12 protein-coding genes are annotated in these 18,746 nt (G+C 38.7%); all 12 read left to right on the top strand.

Annotated features, from left to right (window positions below; all coding sequences use genetic code 11):
• The first annotated feature begins 289 nt into the window (after positions 1-289).
• The 12 genes from ACO052_RS00820 to ACO052_RS00765 all read left to right on the top strand — a co-directional run bounded on the left by ACO052_RS00820 (position 290) and on the right by ACO052_RS00765 (position 18,664).
• Positions 290-2,584 (top strand): NADP-dependent malic enzyme, encoded by a 2,295-nt coding sequence (locus ACO052_RS00820; protein WP_422106107.1) that lies wholly within the window; start codon positions 290-292, stop codon positions 2,582-2,584.
• 158 nt (positions 2,585-2,742) lie between these two features.
• Positions 2,743-3,324 carry a Holliday junction branch migration protein RuvA gene (gene ruvA, locus ACO052_RS00815; protein ID WP_422106106.1) on the top strand — a complete coding sequence of 194 codons (582 nt, stop codon included), beginning with the start codon at positions 2,743-2,745 and terminating at the stop codon, positions 3,322-3,324.
• The gene (sprA, locus tag ACO052_RS00810; RefSeq protein ID WP_422106105.1) at positions 3,324-10,697 is read left to right on the top strand and encodes a cell surface protein SprA; all 7,374 of its coding nucleotides are present in this window, start codon (positions 3,324-3,326) and stop codon (positions 10,695-10,697) included. Before ruvA ends, sprA begins: the two co-directional genes overlap by 1 nt.
• 68 nt (positions 10,698-10,765) lie before the next feature.
• A complete protein-coding gene (gene gcvH, locus ACO052_RS00805) occupies positions 10,766-11,146 on the top strand; it encodes a glycine cleavage system protein GcvH (RefSeq protein WP_422106104.1) in 381 nt (126 codons plus the stop codon).
• Entirely contained in the window at positions 11,139-11,501 is a 363-nt protein-coding gene (locus tag ACO052_RS00800; RefSeq protein WP_422106103.1) for a VanZ family protein, read from the top strand. The genes gcvH and ACO052_RS00800 overlap by 8 nt, the downstream gene beginning before the upstream one ends.
• Positions 11,502-11,564: 63 nt before the next feature.
• The gene (locus ACO052_RS00795; RefSeq protein ID WP_422106101.1) at positions 11,565-12,293 is read left to right on the top strand and encodes an energy transducer TonB; all 729 of its coding nucleotides are present in this window, start codon (positions 11,565-11,567) and stop codon (positions 12,291-12,293) included.
• 123 nt (positions 12,294-12,416) lie between these two features.
• Entirely contained in the window at positions 12,417-13,208 is a 792-nt protein-coding gene (locus ACO052_RS00790) for an energy transducer TonB (protein WP_422106100.1), read from the top strand.
• Between the two features lie 233 nt (positions 13,209-13,441).
• The gene (locus ACO052_RS00785; protein WP_422106099.1) at positions 13,442-15,559 is read left to right on the top strand and encodes a gliding motility protein RemB; all 2,118 of its coding nucleotides are present in this window, start codon (positions 13,442-13,444) and stop codon (positions 15,557-15,559) included.
• Positions 15,560-15,657: 98 nt separating this feature from the next.
• Positions 15,658-16,551 (top strand): heme o synthase, encoded by an 894-nt coding sequence (gene cyoE / locus ACO052_RS00780; protein WP_422106098.1) that lies wholly within the window; start codon positions 15,658-15,660, stop codon positions 16,549-16,551.
• A complete protein-coding gene (locus ACO052_RS00775) occupies positions 16,552-17,151 on the top strand; it encodes a cytochrome c oxidase subunit 3 (RefSeq protein WP_422106097.1) in 600 nt (199 codons plus the stop codon). It begins immediately after the preceding gene.
• Positions 17,152-17,186: 35 nt separating this feature from the next.
• A complete protein-coding gene (locus ACO052_RS00770) occupies positions 17,187-18,188 on the top strand; it encodes a cytochrome c oxidase subunit 3 (RefSeq protein WP_422106096.1) in 1,002 nt (333 codons plus the stop codon).
• A 20-nt stretch (positions 18,189-18,208) separates the two neighbouring features.
• The gene (locus ACO052_RS00765) at positions 18,209-18,664 is read left to right on the top strand and encodes a cytochrome C oxidase subunit IV family protein (RefSeq protein WP_422106095.1); all 456 of its coding nucleotides are present in this window, start codon (positions 18,209-18,211) and stop codon (positions 18,662-18,664) included.
• Positions 18,665-18,746 lie beyond the last annotated feature (82 nt).

Raw genomic sequence — 18,746 nt, 5'->3', positions numbered from 1 at the left:
TGTCTTTTTTCTTCACATTTAAATAATTGAAATAACAAATCATTTAAAATTAAACCGGAAAAGAGGATTTAGGCACAAAAACTAATAAAAAGCTTCTAAGATTATCACTGAGGGGACTTTAGGGGTGTCATGATAAAGAATAAATTATTATTAAATTTCCTTCAGCTAATAATTAGCACCTAAAGACGCACCAGTTCTCCAAACAGTCCCAAAAACCCAAACATTTAAAACCGTTAGTTGAATATACACATATGCATTACGTATCTTTGCCCCTTAATTCTGTCTGATTATGAGCGAACAAAGCAAGCGTATTGAGGCCTTAGTCTACCATGCCAAACCCACACCAGGAAAAATAAAAGTCGTACCGACTAAGAAATACGCGACGCAGCGTGATTTATCCTTAGCTTATTCCCCAGGTGTTGCAGAACCTTGTTTAGAGATAGAAAAGGATGTCAACAACGCCTATAAATACACCGCTAAAGGCAATTTAGTGGCTGTCATCTCTAATGGTACTGCCGTTTTAGGACTGGGAAATATTGGGCCAGAGGCCTCAAAACCAGTGATGGAAGGTAAAGGCGTACTGTTTAAAATCTTTGCGGATATCGATGTGTTTGATATAGAAGTAGATACCGAGAATATTGACGCCTTTATTGAGACCGTTAAAAATATTGCACCGACTTTTGGAGGCATTAACCTCGAAGATATCAAAGCGCCCGAGGCCTTTGAAATAGAGCGTCGACTAAAGGAGGAATTAGATATTCCTGTGATGCACGATGACCAACACGGCACCGCTATTATTTCTGCTGCGGCCTTAATCAACGCTCTAGAACTTGCTAAGAAAAACATTGAAGATGTTAAGATCGTCGTCAGTGGTGCTGGTGCCGCCGCCATATCCTGTACACGATTATATAAAGAATGTGGTGCGAAGGCCGAAAATATCGTGATGCTCGATAGTAAAGGGGTCATAAGAAAAGATCGTGATAACTTAACCTCACAAAAAGCAGAGTTCGCCACGGACCGGAAAATTGATACCCTTGATGAGGCCATGGTAGATGCCGATGTATTTATTGGCTTGTCTATGGCCGATATTGTATCGCCTGAGATGCTAAAAGCCATGGCAAAGAATCCCATCGTATTCGCCATGGCCAATCCCGATCCTGAAATCAACTATGATTTAGCCTGTAAAACACGTGACGATATCATTATGGCCACCGGTCGTAGTGATCATCCCAATCAGGTGAATAATGTCTTGGGCTTTCCCTTTATTTTTAGAGGGGCGCTAGATGTTAGAGCCACCAAGATTAATGAAGCCATGAAGATGGCCGCCGTTAAAGCCTTATCGCGATTGGCAAAAGAACCTGTACCAGAGCAGGTGAATATTGCCTATGGCGAAACACGACTGGCTTTTGGTAAGGACTATATCATTCCTAAACCGTTTGATCCAAGACTCATTGGTGAGGTGCCACCGGCTGTAGCCAAAGCAGCTATGGAAAGTGGCGTAGCACAAGAACCCATTAACGATTGGGATGCCTATAAAGAACGCCTTTTAGAACGTTTAGGGTCAGATAATAAGGTAGTACGTTTACTGCTGAATAGAGCCAGAACCAATCCGAAGCGTGTTGTTTTTGCCGAGGCGGATCGCTTGGATGTGTTAAAAGCCGCGCAAATTGTTCACGATGAAGGGATTGCTAAACCTATTTTATTAGGACGAAAAGAAACCATTGAGGCCTTAATGTCAGAGATTGATTTTGAAGCCGACATTCCCATTATCGATCCAAAATCTGACGAAGAAACGGAACGAAAAAACAAATATGCCGATGCGTTTTGGCAAATGAACAAGCGCAAAGGCGAAACCCAATATTCAGCACGCAAAGTAATGCGCGAGCGTAATTACTTTGCGGCGATGATGGTGAACGTAGGTGATGCCGATGCCTTAATTTCGGGATATTCGCGTAGCTACCCTTCTGTGGTAAAACCCATGTTAGACCTCATTGGTATGGCTAAAGGGGCGACCAGAATAGCAACCACCAACATTTTGTTAACTCAAAGAGGTCCCATATTTTTAAGTGATACGGCCATCAATATCAATCCAACTGCCGAAGATTTGGTCACCATAGCTAAAATGACCTCAAAAACAGTCAAGCTTTTTGGAATGAACCCAGTGATGGCGATGATATCCTATTCCAACTTTGGGTCTTCTACAAATCCGAGTGCCCAAAAAGTGAATCAAGCTGTGAATTACCTCCATGAGCACTACCCTGAGATGATCGTTGATGGTGAATTACAAACCGACTTTGCATTAAATGCTAAAATGCTTCAGGATATTTTTCCTTTTTCAAAATTAGCTGGCAAAAAAGTAAACACTCTTATTTTTCCAAATTTAGATTCATCGAATATTACCTACAAGCTTTTAAAAGAACTGAATAAAGCAGAGTCCATAGGGCCTATTATGATGGGAATGCGTAAACCTGTACATATCCTACAATTAGGCGCTAGTGTCGATGAAATTGTAAATATGACGGCCATCGCTGTAATCGATGCTCAGGAACGTGAAAAAAGAGCTCAAAAAACAATAGATTCTTAGTGTGTATCTAGCCTTAGTAATGTAAATAATTTTATTACATTTGGGGCTTTAACCTATGATATAGATGTATTGGATTTTTATGGCTAAAGCACAATAGGCCATTTCTAAGGTGCCGATACATATTGATTAGCGTTAATCTAAGCAGATAGCTAAAATTTATGATTACGCACATAGAGGGTAAACTTGTTGAAAAAAATCCTACAGATGTTGTAATAGATTGCAATGGTGTAGGGTATTTTATAAATATATCACTGCATACATTTTCCCAAATTCCAGATGGGGAAAATCTCAAGCTATATACCTATCTCCAAGTAAGAGAAGATGCTCATAGTCTCTATGGGTTTTCATCTAAGATTGAGCGAGAAATATTCAAACTACTAATCTCGGTGAGTGGCATAGGGGCCAATACGGCGCGTACCATGTTGTCATCATTAACTCCAGATCAGGTAAAAGAAGGTATAGCAAGTGGAGATGTGGCTTTAATACAAAGTGTTAAGGGTATAGGGGCAAAGACGGCACAACGCGTTATTATTGATTTAAAGGATAAAGTGTTAAAAGTTTACGGCTTAGATGAACTTTCTTTAATACCAAACAATACGAATAAAGATGAAGCGTTATCTGCATTAGATGTTTTAGGATTCAATAAAAAGCAATCGGAAAAAGTAGTAGATAGAATTATAAAAGCCCAACCAAATGCCCTTGTAGAGCAGATCATTAAAGAAGCTCTCAAAAACTTATAATGCAATTGAACAAAACTAACTATACGCAATTAAAATCAACCCGTTTTTATGTCTTATTAGTGCTTATGATGCTAGTGGGTGCGTCAGTTTTTGCACAAGAGACCGAAACACCGCAAGATTCTACAAAAACGACCTTTGCATTTGGCAAGTTAAATATGCCAAATCCGAATAGTATAGTTTCAAAATATACATATGACCCTATTTTAGATAAATACATCTATACCGAAAAAATAGGGGATTTCAATATCAATTATCCTTTAATCCTTACACCTGAAGAGTTTCAGAGGCTAGTGCTCGAAGAGAAACTAAAGGCCTATTACAAACAGATGATCGATGCTGCTGCCGGTCAAAAAGAGGGAACGGAAGAAGATCAAAGAAATTTATTACCAGAATTCTATGTCAATTCAGGATTCTTTGAAACCCTTTTTGGTGGAAATACCATAAGTGTTATTCCGAGTGGTTATGCTGAGGTCGACTTGGGAGTGCTGTTTTCAAGACAGGACAATCCGGCATTTTCACCGCGGAACCGTACTAACTTTACCTTTGATTTTGACCAAAGAATCGGATTGAGTTTATTAGGTAAGGTAGGAACAAGACTTCAGGTAACAGCAAATTACGATACCGAGGCCACTTTCGATTTTCAACAACTGGTGAAGTTAGAATACACGCCTACCGAAGATGATATCGTCCGAAAAATAGAAGTTGGTAATGTCAACATGCCCCTAAACAACTCCTTAATTACAGGAGCGCAAAGTCTGTTTGGGGTAAAGACAGAATTGCAATTTGGTAAAACAAGGGTAACCGCTGTATTTTCTGAGCAGCAGTCACAATCGCGGTCCGTGGTCGCTCAAGGCGGTGGTACTTTAGAAGAATTTGAGTTTTTTGCAAGAGACTACGACGAGAACAGGCACTATTTCTTGGCCCAGTATTTTAAGGACAATTATGATCAAGCCTTATTGCAATATCCGTTTATAGACAATCAAGGACTTCAAATTACCAGGGTCGAAGTATGGGTCACCAATAGAAATAATCAGACCGATAATGTAAGGAATGTAGTCGCTTTTCAAGATTTAGGGGAATCGGAAAATGATCCCAATAAAACAAGTTTACCTTTTGACAATGCAGGTAACCCCATCGCAGGGTTCCCAGCTAACTTTTTTAATGTGCCCTCAGGTTTTAACACATTTCCAGACAATGGAAATAATGATTTAGATCCAACGGCCATTGGTACAACCTCTGTTTTAACTGAAGGCGTTCGAGATATTACAAACGAAAACAACTGGTTTAACAATGCTGTTGTGGCCGGTAACGCCAATGAGGGATTTGATTACGGTAAACTTGAAGCGGCACGTAAACTACAAGAAGGTCAGGATTATGTATTGCATTCAGAGCTGGGTTATATTTCCCTAAATCAGCGTTTGCTCAATGACGAGGTATTAGCGGTGGCTTTTCAATACACCATCGGGGGAGAAGTATTTCAAGTGGGTGAATTTGCCAATGATGGTGTCGATGCCACTCAAGTGAGTGAAGGTACAACTGGAAATGAAGTGATTAATAACCAGAGCTTGGTTTTAAAGATGTTAAAGAGTGCGGTGACCGTTGTAGATGAGCCAATTTGGGAGCTGATGATGAAAAACATCTACGATACAGGTGCATTTCAGTTGAGTCAAGAGGACTTTAGATTAAATATATTTTATACGGAAGCCTCACCAGTTAACTATATCACACCTGTAGAAGGGACGACCTTCCCGATATTTGGGAATAATACACCCTTTACTGGTGATGACACCGAAATTAGGGAAACCCCTTTGATCCGACTTTTTCATTTAGATCGACTCAATTTTAATAATGACCCGCAAGAATTGGGAGATGGATTTTTTGACTATGTGCCAGGCTTAACAGTACTAACACAGAACGGGAAAATTATTTTCACCAAAGTCGAGCCCTTTGGACGTTACCTATTCGATATTTTAGACGATGATGGTAACCCAAATGACAATGATGCGGACTATGAACAAGATATTTTTACCAATGAAAACCAAGAAAAGTATGTCTACGACTTACTTTATAAATCCACAAAAACACAGGCTTTAGATGAGTCTGAAAAGAACAAGTTTCAAATAAAAGGGCGTTTTAAGAGTAGCGGTGGAGATGGTGGTATACCTATAGGAGCCTTTAACGTGCCCCGTGGTTCGGTAAGGGTGACTGCAGGAGGACGATTGCTTGTAGAAGGTATTGATTATACGGTCAATTATCAATTAGGACGTGTTGAAATATTGGATGAAGCCTTAAAGGCGTCCAATACACCCATTAATATTTCGGTGGAGAACAATGCGGTTTTCGGTCAACAGACCAGACGTTTTACAGGGCTTAATGTAGAACACCAGTTTAATGAAAACTTTGTGCTAGGGGCAACGCTTTTAAACCTTAATGAACGGCCAATCACACAAAAAGCCAATTTTAATGCCGAACCGATTAACAATACCATATTTGGTATTAACGGTAACTATTCCACTGAAGTACCATTTTTAACGAGAATGGTAAACAAGCTCCCTAACATTGATACGGATGTTCCGTCCAATCTCTCAGTAAGAGGTGAGTTTGCCTACTTATTACCAGGGGCACCCAATGGGACCGATTTTAATGGTGAGGCCACAGCCTATATCGATGATTTTGAAGGAACGCAAGGAGCTATCGACTTATTAAGTCCTTTGTCCTGGTTCTTATCGAGTCGTCCGGTGGATTTACCAACAACGACACCAGGGAATGATGATAATGGCGTACAAAACGGTTTTGGTAGAGCGTTTTTAAACTGGTATACCATTGACCCTATTTTTTATAGCAACCAGCGTCCCGATGGTATTACCGATGATGATGTGTCTAACTTATACACGAGACGTGTCTTTATTGAGGAGATTTTTCCAGAAGTCGATATTGTACAAGGGCAGACTTCGGTCATCAATACTTTGGATTTGGTATATTATCCCTCTGAGCGTGGTCCCTATAATTTTAGTGATGATGCTGTCGATGACACCATCGATCCTACGACCAGTTGGGCAGGGATTACACGACAGATTACCTCTACCGATTTTGAGCAGGCTAATGTTGAATACATTGAATTTTGGGTACAAGACCCGTTCTTAGATAACCCTACAGGTCAGGGTGGTAAGCTCTATGTTAATTTAGGTAATATATCTGAGGACGTTATTAAGGATGGTAAAAAACAATATGAAAATGGGTTACCTGAAGACGGGGACATCTCTATATTGGAGCCTACGATTTTTGGTGGTGTTGTTCCGCAACAGCAATCCTTAATTTATACCTTCGCGACTACCGGTGAGCAAAGGGCGAATCAAGATGTGGGTTATGATGGTTATGATGATAGCGAAGAAACACCAGTCTTTCCTAATGATCCAGCGTTAACGGCTATTTACGGAAACTTCTCAAATCTAGAAGATCCTTCCAAAGATAATTATACCTATTATCTCAATACTGAGGGTAATATTTTTGAACGTTACAAGCAGTACAATGGTTTAGAAGGAAACACGCCAGATGTATTTACGGATACCAATAGAGGGTCGACAACACAACCTGATGTTGAGGATATCAACCGCGATAATACCATGAATACTATAGATAGTTATTTTGAGTATGAAGTGGATATCAATCCGGCAGCATTAAATATTAACAACCCTCAGATTAATGATATCAAGGTAAGAACGGTCACCTTACCCAATGGTGACCAAAGAGAAGTGTCATGGTATCAATTTAGACTACCCATCAATGAACCGACTAATGAAGTTGGTGGTATAGGCGACATAAGATCGGTACGTTTTGCGCGTCTGTATTTAAGAGAGTTCACAGAGAATACCGTGTTACGTTTTGCGACCTTGGATTTGGTGAGAAGTGATTGGCGACGTTTTACACAAGATTTAGATAATGATCCATCCAATAACAGTGCGAATGCAGAATTCAATGTGGCCATTATTGGTGTGCAAGAAAATGATGGGGATTACGTCATTCCACCAGGTGTTAGACGTGAGGAATTGAACAACAACAATAATATCATTAGACAAAATGAACAATCCTTAGTCTTACAAGCTTGTGAATTAGAACCTACGGATTCACGTGGTGTATTCAAAAATATCAGTTTAGACATGCGTCAATACAAAAAATTACGTATGTTTTTGCATGCTGAGGCACAAGACGGACAAACCTTAGAGGAGGGCGAATTGATTGCTTTCATTAGGATGGGGAATGACTTCACAGATAACTTTTATCAAATAGAAGTGCCGCTTTTACCAACCGATTTTGTAGATCCGGGCCTACCTATTGAAGAACGTATTTGGCCTTCTGAAAATGAGATGAACATACCCTTATCATTTTTACAGCAAATCAAAGCCCTAGGCATTGACGAAGGTACTTTATCCAATCCAGATCCAACATTTTATGACGTCATAGATGGACAATTAAACGAAACCCCGGTTTTAGAATTTTCGCCCTTACCCATCGGACAACAGCGAATCGCTGTAAAAGGGAATCCTAATTATGGTAATATTAGGGTGTTAATGGTAGGACTTAAAAACTCAGGAAGTACGATGAGTAATGCTTGTGGTGAGGTATGGTTTAATGAGTTGCGAATGTCGGAATTGGAAAATGAAGGTGGTTGGGCTGCAGTCGTAGGTATGGACTCCAATATTGCAGACTTTGCGGATATCAGCTTTACAGGGAGGCGAAGTACTGTTGGTTATGGAGGTATTGAACAAGGACCTGCTGAGAGAAGTCTAGAAGATACGCAGCAATACGATGTCGTAACGAATGTTCAATTAGGTCAATTGTTACCTAAAAAATGGGGGATTCAGTTGCCTTTTAATTATGCACAGAGTGAAGAATTGATCACGCCGAAATTCGATCAGTTTTATAATGACCTCACTCTTGAATCGCGCCTAGATGCTGCGGATTCTAATGAGGAGGAAGAACGTATTCGACAACAATCCGAAAGTTATACCAAACGAAAGAGTATTAACTTTATCGGTGTTAGAAAACAGAGAACGGGAGAGAAGAAAAAACGGTTTTATGATGTCGAAAACTTAACCTTTAATTATTCTTATAATAAGGTGGAGCATCGCGATTTTGAAATTGAAAATTCTCTCGATCAGAATATTAGAGCAGGGGTGAATTATAATTACAATTTTAATCCTGCTAAAATAGAACCGTTTAAGAATAACGACTCTCTATTTACCGGTAAATATTGGAAAATATTGAAGGACTTTAACCTCAATTTGCTGCCGTCCAATATTACGTTTAACACAGACATCAACAGACAATTTAGCAAGCAGAGATTTAGGGAAGTCGAGTTAGGAGGCGACAATATTGCCATTGAAGAATTATTCAGAAGAAATTATACCTTCGACTTTCAGTATGCCATTAATTATAATCTGACGGATGCTTTAAGTTTAAACTTCTCGGCAGCAAACAGTAATATTGTTCGTAATTACTTTATAGACGACCGTATTAACGGACGACAAGATCCAGAGCTTGATGTTTGGGACGGCTTTTTTGATTTTGGAGATCCTAATATACAAACACAACAGCTTCAGGTGAATTACGAATTGCCACTTTATAAAATTCCCGCATTGAGTTTTTTAAGAACGACCTATGCATATAATGGTACGTTTCAATGGCAAAAAGGGTCTGATCTAAATGAAGGATTACAGTTGGAAGATCCGGATACGGGAGAAATACAAACATTTAACTTGGGGCATTCCATTCAGAATTCTAACACACACAATATCAACACGACCTTGAATATGGAGACCTTCTACAGGTCTATTGGTTTGGTGAGAAAGGGCAATCAAAGAGGTAGGGGACGAAATAGAAATGCACCGGCAAAGCGACGTTCTTCAACTCCAAATGAAGATGGAGCGCTTGCCAACAACCAAACACAAGATCCTAATAAGTTGAGCGCCGGTAAAAAGGCCTATAACACTTTAGTCGATATTGTAACCATGGTAAAGCGTATTCAATTCGGATATACCGAAAACAACGGTACATTTTTACCGGGGTATTTACCCACTCCAGGATTTATAGGTACCTTAAGGCCAACCTTAGGCTACACCTTTGGTAGCCAAAGGGACATAAGGGATGTTGTAGCAAGGGAAGGTTGGCTTACCACATTCGACGAATTTAATCAGCAATATACAGAGGTTACCAATAGAACCCTGGATTATTCGGTCAACGTGGAGCCCATGCGGGATTTAAAAATCGACTTGATCGGTAATAGAACCTATGCAGAGAACATTTCGGAAAACTTTGTCGGAAGGGATGATGATTTAGATGGTTTAAGTGATCGATACGAAGCTTTAATAACGAATTCATTCGGGAATTTCAACATTTCAACAGCACTAATTAGAACTGCATTTAGTAAAAGTGACGAAAACCAGTCTGCCACATTTGATGATTTTAGGGCTAACCGTTTAATTATCGCCAATCGACTTGCTAGAGAGTTCTACGGTACGACCCCATTTGGTACCGATGCAGATGGCTTCCCAGAAGGATTTGGTAAAAACAGTCAGCGTGTATTATTGCCAGCATTTTTATCGGCTTATCAAGGTTCTGATCCGGAAAAAATAAATACAGGGGCGTTTAGGGATATACCTATCCCCAACTGGACCTTAAAATATACAGGACTGATGAAAATTCCATGGTTTAAGAAAACGTTTAGGCGTTTTTCCATACAACATGGATACCGATCTAGATATACCATCAATCAATTTAGGGCGAATTTGGATTTTGAGGCCTACGATACCGACTTTGCTTATGATTCACCTCAAAATGAGGATGCCTTAGACCAATCAGGTAATATAAAGAACAGAACCCTGTACAGTAATATAAACTTAGAAGAACAATTTAGCCCGCTGATTCGCTTGGAGTTTGAAATGAAAAATTCCATTAAAGTCCTAGCTGAGGTTCAAAAAGATAGATTGCTATCACTGAGCTTTGATAATAACTTAATGACCGAAGTTCAAGGGCAAGAGTATATATTAGGTTTGGGCTACAGAATTAAGGATTTAAGAATCCGATCGGCCCTTGCTGGTGCCAAACAAGTCGTAAAAAGCGATTTAAATATGCGAGCGGATATTTCGGTAAGGGACAATAAGACCATAGTGCGGTATTTAGATTTGGAAAATAGTCAGGTCACTGCAGGGCAAACGATTTGGGGGGCTAAATTTACTGCAGACTACGCCTTTAGTAAAAACCTCACCGCTATATTTTATTTCGATTATACATTTTCAGACTTTGCAATTTCTACGTCATTCCCACAAACCTCATTAAGATCGGGTATTACATTACGCTACAATTTTGGGAATTAAATGGGGTTAATTTTGAAAAGCAGCGATTAAAAAATTACTTTTGTTTCACTAATATTTATAACTAAAAGATGAATATACCATCAGAATTAAAGTATACCAAGGATCACGAGTGGATTAAGATTGAAGGCAATACCGCGACCGTTGGTATTACGGATTTCGCACAAGGAGAACTAGGTGATATCGTTTATGTTGAAGTAGACACTTTAGATGAAACCCTAGACGCTGAGGAAGTCTTTGGTACGGTAGAAGCTGTTAAAACGGTTTCGGATTTATTTTTACCACTATCAGGAGAGATCATTGCGTTTAACGACAACCTAGAAGACGAACCAGAAAAAGTAAACACCGATCCTTATGGGGAAGGTTGGATGATCCAACTAAAAATTTCTGATCCATCGCAAGTAGATCATCTATTATCTGCTGAAGATTATAAAGCACTTATAAGTGGCTAAAAAACTACTGCTATTAGCGGCTGTAGTTTATACAATACTGCTAGTTATTGTAAGTTTAATCAATCTTAAGGGACTTCCTGATTTGGGGTCAACTTTTGATGACAAAATCTATCATTTTTTAGCCTATACCTTGTTGGCAGTTTTATGGATTACCTTTTTTAAACATAACAAAGGAGGACCTAACTTAATTGTAGTCTTTATTGGCCTTATAGTGTTTGGTGTAGTGTTAGAACTTATGCAACATCAATTAAACCCGAACAGAACTTACGACCCCTATGATTTAATGGCTAATTGCATAGGCGTACTTATTGGCACATTAATTGCAGGTAGATTAAACATAATTAAGTTAAAATAATTAGAAGGCTTGCTTTTTTAGCTATTATTTAACTAAATTAGCAACACTATAAATGTATGTACTATGGAACCTAAAAAGAATCCTAAATCAGACGTAAGACGCAATAGTTCACTTTACTTTGCAGTCGGTCTTGCTTTAATGCTTGGTATTACTTACATGGCAATTAATTACAAGACCTATGATAAAAGTGATGTCGTGGCAGATACACTTAACCTAGATGACGAATTGGAAGAGGAAATTCCAATCACTGAGCAGGTCGTAACACCACCACCTCCACCACCTCCACCACCAGCAGCACCAGAAGTTATAGAAGTTGTTGAGGATGAAGAAGAAGTAGAGGAAACAGTTATTGAGTCTACAGAAACAGAAATGGATACTGAAATTGTTGAAGTAGAAGAAGTAGAAGTAGAAGAGGTAGAAGAAGATATTGAGGTACCGTTCCATGTCATTGAAAATGTTGCCGTATTCCCGGGTTGTGAAAACAAAAAAGGAAACGAAGCAAAAAAACAGTGTATGAATGAGAAGGTGAACAAATTTATACAGCGAAAGTTCAATACCGAGTTGGCCAATGAATTAGGATTAACGCCAGGTAAGAAAAGAGTATTTGTTAGGTTCAAGGTAGACAAAACTGGTGCGATTACTGCGGTACAGGCTCGTGGGCCACACCCAGCTTTAGAAAAAGAGGCGAAGCGTGTTATTGGCAAGTTGCCAAAAATGAAGCCTGGTAAGCAGAGAGGTAAACCGGTGGTGATGCCGTTTTCAATTCCAATCGTATTCCAAGTACAAGATTAGGTAGCCTATAGAAATTTATCATTTTAAATAAAAATCCCGTTCAAAATTAATTGGACGGGATTTTCTTTTTGGTATGCTTATTGTGACTTTATCATAATATTAACATTTTAAATAATACGTATTATGAAGAATTCTAAAAAGAATGTCAATAGTGCTGGTCAGAACACTATTGGGGTAAAGACATCACAAAAGCATGATGCAAATTTACAAAAAAACTCAACCCTCTATTTTCAGATCGGGTTGATTCTTTGTTTATTGGGCACCTATTCGCTTTTTGAAATGCAATTTCAGGACAAGACGATTGTTCCTGAGACGATAACCATTGATGAGGTCGCAACAATTGATGTGGCACCAGACTATCGTTTAGAAGTTGTGCAAGAAGAAAAGCCAAGGGTTGACCGTAGCACAACCTTGATTGATAAGTACGAGGAAGTAGACAATGACACTCCGGATTTAGAACAAGAGATTTTTACTCCAGATGCTCCAGAAACCACAACAGAACAGCCTTTAGATCCAGGAGCCCTTCCTGAAGTTGACGAGCCGGAAGAGGACATTTTTGTGCCTTTCACAATAATTGAAAAGGTGCCTGTCTATCCAGGTTGTGAAAAAAAGAAAACTAACGAGGATAAAAGAAAGTGCATGTCGCAAAAGATTACCAAATTAGTCAATAGGAAATTTGATACCAGTATTGGCGAGGAGCATGGTATGACGGGCTTACAGAAAATTCAAACGCAATTTACGGTCGATAAATACGGTAATATTACAGATGTTAAAGTGAGAAGTTCGCATCCGGCTTTAGAAAAAGAAGCCAGACGTGTTATAGGTAAAATTCCTAGTATGAAACCCGGTTATCAAAGAGATGTTCCGGTTGGGGTCATTTATACGCTGCCTATCAAATTCCAAGTCAGAAACTAGAATTAAATAATGACGATTAAAGGAGGTGGTTTGAAAAGTGTCATTCTGAATGAAATGAAGAATCTGATCTAATTATAACGTGCTAATTATTAATGGAACAAGATTCTTCGTCCCGATAGCTATCGAGACTCTGAATGACAAAAAGTAACCCCTTTTCAGACCGCCTCTTTTTTGTTTTAAGGGTACTAAAAAAAATAAGTATCTTTCGCGTATTAAAAACCCCGTCCTTTTTTATGAAGCGCATTTGGCTTATTATTCTTTTATTGATTTCTTTTTTAAGTAATGCACAAACCCTTTCAACATACGAAAAACCACCCGTTTTTACTGAATGCGATTCATTGGCAATAGACAAACTTAAAAGTTGTTTCAATTATACCTTAAACGACTTTATTTTCAAGAATTTTCAGGTGCCACAAGTTGTTTCCGATGAGGATTATAAAGGTGATGTTCAGATTCTATTCGAAGTTGATAAGGAAGGTACATTTAGAGTCATTTATGTTGACGCCATATACGACGAATTAAAAGACGAAAGCAAGCGGGTTTTTGGATTGTTGCCAAAAATTAAACCGGCAACTTACAACGGAAAACCGGCCTTTGTTCAATATAGTATGAGTGTTGCTATACCTTTGGTAGAACCTGTAAAAGAAGCAGGCAATGACGAGAATGAACTTCCAACATACTTGAGTCTTAAGGATAAAGATAGTCTTAATGCCACCTTGTCCGATGAGTTCGACACCGTTAATGCCGAAACAAAACCTTATGAAAAATTAGAGTATAGTAGCCAATTGAATGTGCCCTTTACCCATTCGTATTACGCACGTTTTGATGATGAAATGAATCGGATAGGGACTAACAGTCATACAGCGGCAAAACCCTTTGTATATAGTGATGTAGAACGCTATTATGATATAAAAGCTGAAAAAGAAAGTTTGGCCAAAGATGTGGACTCATGGTTTGGAAGAAAGTTGTATAACGAGCATATGGTCGAGGTGCAAGGCAAGGATTATTGGTTCACGGTAGATCCTATTGTAGACCTGCAAGTGGGTACTGATACCGAAGCTGATGACGGTACTTGGAATAATACAAGAGGTATTTTTATACAAGCAGGTTTAGGGAAGCGCTTTAATCTGTCCGCTTCGGTTTACGAAAGTCAAGGACGTTTTGCAGATTACTTCAATCGTTTTGCGGAAAGCTTAAGAGCCTTCGGTCCAGATCCTGCAATCATACCTGGACGCGGTATTGCTAAGGGCTTTAAGGAAAACTCCTATGATTACCCAGTTGCAGAAGCCTATCTGTCATACACACCAGCTGATTTTTTGAACATCCAGTTCGGGCATGGCAAGAATTTTATAGGTGATGGATACCGTTCATTACTTCAAAGTGACGTGGCCAGTCCCTATCCCTTTTTAAAATTAAACGCCACCTTCTGGAAAATAAAGTATACGAGCACATGGATGTGGCTAAAGGATGTACGTCCAGAAGTGGTGATGGACGACGCCTTCTTAACCAAGTATATGGCCAACCATTATTTAAGTTGGAATGTGTCTAAACGCCTGAATATTGGTCTGTTTGAATCGGTGATGTGGGCAGATACCAATGGTAGGGGTTTTGATGTGAATTACCTCAATCCCATTATATTTTTTAGAGCTATAGAATTTCAAACAGGCCAAGGCGCTGGTAATGCCATTTTAGGCTTAAGCGCAAAATATAAGTGGAACAATAAGGTGAACCTCTACGGACAGTTTATTGTAGATGAATTCTCTTTGAGCGATGTCACAGGAGGTAATAAGAGTTGGAAAAACAAATTCGGGTTTCAGCTAGGAGCCAAATACTTTAATGCCTTTAAAGTTGATAATCTGCTGTTGCAAGCCGAATACAATCAGGTACGTCCTTATACCTATTCGCATAATACGGAGATTTTAAACTACGCGCATTTTAATCAACCGATGGCACATCTTTGGGGTGCTAACTTTAGGGAATTGGTGTTGATAGGGCGTTATAATTACAAGCGATGGTTTGCCGATGCTAAGCTCATTATAGGGCAACGTGGTTTCGATTTCAACACCGATGAAGATAGTTTCGCTTACGGAGGAGATATTTACACGAACGAAAACGACCGTCCAAGTGATACCGGAATTACCATAGGCCAAGGGAATAAGACCAATAGCTTTATGTGGGAACAGCAAGTAGGCTATTTACTCAACCCAGAAACCAATTTAAAACTGTTTGCCAATATTATTTACAGGGATTTTAATCCAGAGGCCGTTACGGCATCGACAATGGAGTCTAATACACTTTGGTTTAGCATTGGTCTTAGAACGGACTTATTTAATTGGTATAATGATTTCTAGATTATGCTAATGGCTATAAAACTTTAGTTTGCGTTGGTCAAAACCTTTTTTCAAAGTATCTTTGCACTCGCTAAGAATTAGGATAAAGGATTAACGGTTTGAGTAGCACAAAATCTTCGGTATCAAAAGCTTCTGTGATTACGGACTTTAAGGAAATCACGAAAATGGGTTTGTCCTTAAGTGTCGTATTTTCGGCGCTCGCTGGTTATCTTCTAGGAGCTGAAACGATTAATTTTACCACATTACTTCTTTTAGCATTTGGCGGCTATTTTATGGTTGGCGCATCCAACGCTTACAACCAAATTATAGAGCGCGATTTAGATGCCTTAATGGACCGCACAAAAAGCAGACCCATACCAGCAGGGCGTATGAGTGTTAATACAGCATTTATTATAGCTACTTCATTTACGGTTTTAGGCTTAATTACGCTTTATATTATTAACCCTAAAACAGCAATGTGGGGTGCGATATCCATATTTTTATATACTAGTATTTATACACCGTTAAAAACGAAAACCCCTTTAGCCGTTTTTGTTGGGGCCATTCCCGGAGCCATCCCTTTTATGCTAGGTTGGGTGGCGGCACGTAATGCATTCGGTATTGAGCCTGGCACTTTATTCGCTATTCAGTTTTTTTGGCAGTTCCCTCATTTTTGGGCTATAGGCTGGTTCCTTCATGAGGACTACGAAAAAGGTGGGTTTTTTATGTTGCCTACGGGCAAACCAGATAAGGGTACAGCAGTGCAAATCATTATGTATAGTGTTTGGACCGTTCTAGCTTCGATTATTCCCGTATTTGGTTTCACAGGGGATTTAAGATTATCTATAGTAGGAGCTGTGCTTGTATTTTTATTAGGCATGGTAATGCTGCTGTATGCGCTGCGGTTATTTCAGAAGCGCACGATAAAGGCGGCAAAACAACTCATGCTATCGAGTGTATTTTATATTACCATGTTGCAGATTATATATGTCGTAGATAAATTTTTGAGATAAATGGATTTAACACAAGGAACGCCAGAGGAGAAAAAGGCAAGGGCAAAGAAAATGATGCTTTGGTTTGGAATAGGGTCTTTAATTATGTCCTTTTCGGCTTTAATCAGTGCATTTATTGTAAGCTCCAAACAGCGAAGGGATAAGGACTGGTTGAGTAGTTATGAATTACCAGATGCGTTTTTAATTAGTGTCGGTATTATTTTGTTAAGTAGTCTTACCTTTATTTTGGCGCGACGCGCATTACAACAAAATGACCGACAAAAGACGACCCTTTGGTTGTTGCTGACCTTGGTTTTAGGTGTGGTTTTTATCTTTAGCCAGTTTGAAGGATTTAGGCAAATCATTGAAACAGGTTACAATTTTACAGGACCTACCAGTAATATCACCATGTCCTATATTTATTTGATAGCAATTTTGCACATAGGACACGTCATTGCTGGCTTAATATGTATCATTGTTGTTATTTATAATCATTTTAAACAGAAGTACAATGCCAATAATATGTTGGGTTTAGAACTAGCGGCTAATTTCTGGCATTTCGTAGACCTGCTTTGGCTTGTGCTCTTTTTATTTTTATATTTTTTTAGAGATATAATTTGATTATTTTTGTCCAATCTTAAAATTAAATAATTTCTATGGATTCTACAGTAGCGAATACTGGCACAGAAGGAAGAACTTGGGGAGGTGGAAATAAACCTCTAAATGCAAGTTATGGCAAGATGATGATGTGGTTTTTTATTGTTTCTGATGCACTCACATTTTCTGGATTCTTGGCAGCCTACGGATTTTCTAGATTTAAATTTATCAAAGAGTGGCCAATCGCAGATGAGGTATTTACACACGTACCGTTTTTACACGGTCAGGAATTGCCTATGATCTATGTAGCATTCATGACATTTATTCTTATCATGTCATCTGTAACCATGGTATTGGCTGTAGACGCAGGGCACCACATGAATAAAGCTAAAGTGACACTTTACATGTTCCTAACCATCATTGGAGGTGCAATATTTGTTGGATCGCAAGCTTGGGAATGGGCCACCTTTATTCAAGGCGATTATGGTGCGGTGCAAACCAAAGGAGGCAATATTTTACAATTTGGTGAATATGTAACTGTTAACGGTAAGGAAAAATTTAAACGTGTTTCAATAGATGAATTTGCCATACCAGTTGCTGGTTCTAGAGTTGAGCACGAGCGAAAAAATGGATTGTGGTATGTAGATGAAAAGCCGCTCCCACCTTATTCTGTGAATGAAATATATAATGGTCTGGCTGCTAATGAAAATATATTGGTTAGAAATCAGATTATTAATGAAGACGGTGAAAAAACCGTATTGTCGAGGGAAGAGTCTCTAAAACAGATAAAAGAAAACGGTAAGCTGGTAGTTAAAGGTGCTAACCTTCAAGTTAATGAGTATGGAACGGCATTATTTGCAGACTTTTTCTTCTTTATTACAGGGTTCCACGGCTTCCACGTATTTTCAGGTGTGGTCATTAATATCATTATTTTCTTCAACGTTATTTTAGGAACTTACGAGCGAAGAGGAAGCTATGAAATGGTCGAGAAAGTTGGTCTGTACTGGCACTTTGTCGATTTGGTTTGGGTATTTGTATTTACATTCTTCTATTTAGTATAAAAGCAATTTGAGATTTAGTTATGGCTCACGAACATAAATTAGAGATATTCAGAGGACTTTGGAAATTTAAGTCCAATACACAAAAGATTTGGGGGGTTTTAGCCTTCTTAACCTTTGTTACGGCTATAGAGGTGGTTCTTGGTATTTATAAGCCAGATTTCTTAATGCATACTTGGATAAATCCTATAAAAGGAGGTTTCTTTGCGACACTGGCAAATATTATATTATCACCGTTTGTCTTTATGAAGCCCTTAAACTTAATCTTCATACTATTAACCCTTGTAAAGGCTTACTATATTACCTGGGACTTTATGCACATGAGAGACGAAGTAAAGGCATTGAGACGCATGGTGGTATGGACAGCAGTTTTCTTAATCTGTTATTTGATTTTTATCTTGTTACAAGAAGGAGGCTATGTATATGAAGTTTATTTTCCGGAGAATACAGATGAGGCTTTAATTAAAAGAGATTTTTAACAGACACAATTGAAGGAATATATAGCTCTATCAAAGTGTTAAATTAGATATTAAAAGGTGGTTTTTCTAAACCGCCTTTTTT

The sequence above is a fragment of the Winogradskyella sp. genome, assembly GCF_965228925.1.
GTDB lineage: Bacteria > Bacteroidota > Bacteroidia > Flavobacteriales > Flavobacteriaceae > Winogradskyella.
The sequence above is the reverse complement of the archived record's forward strand: the minus strand, read 5'-3'. Positions and strand labels throughout refer to the sequence as shown.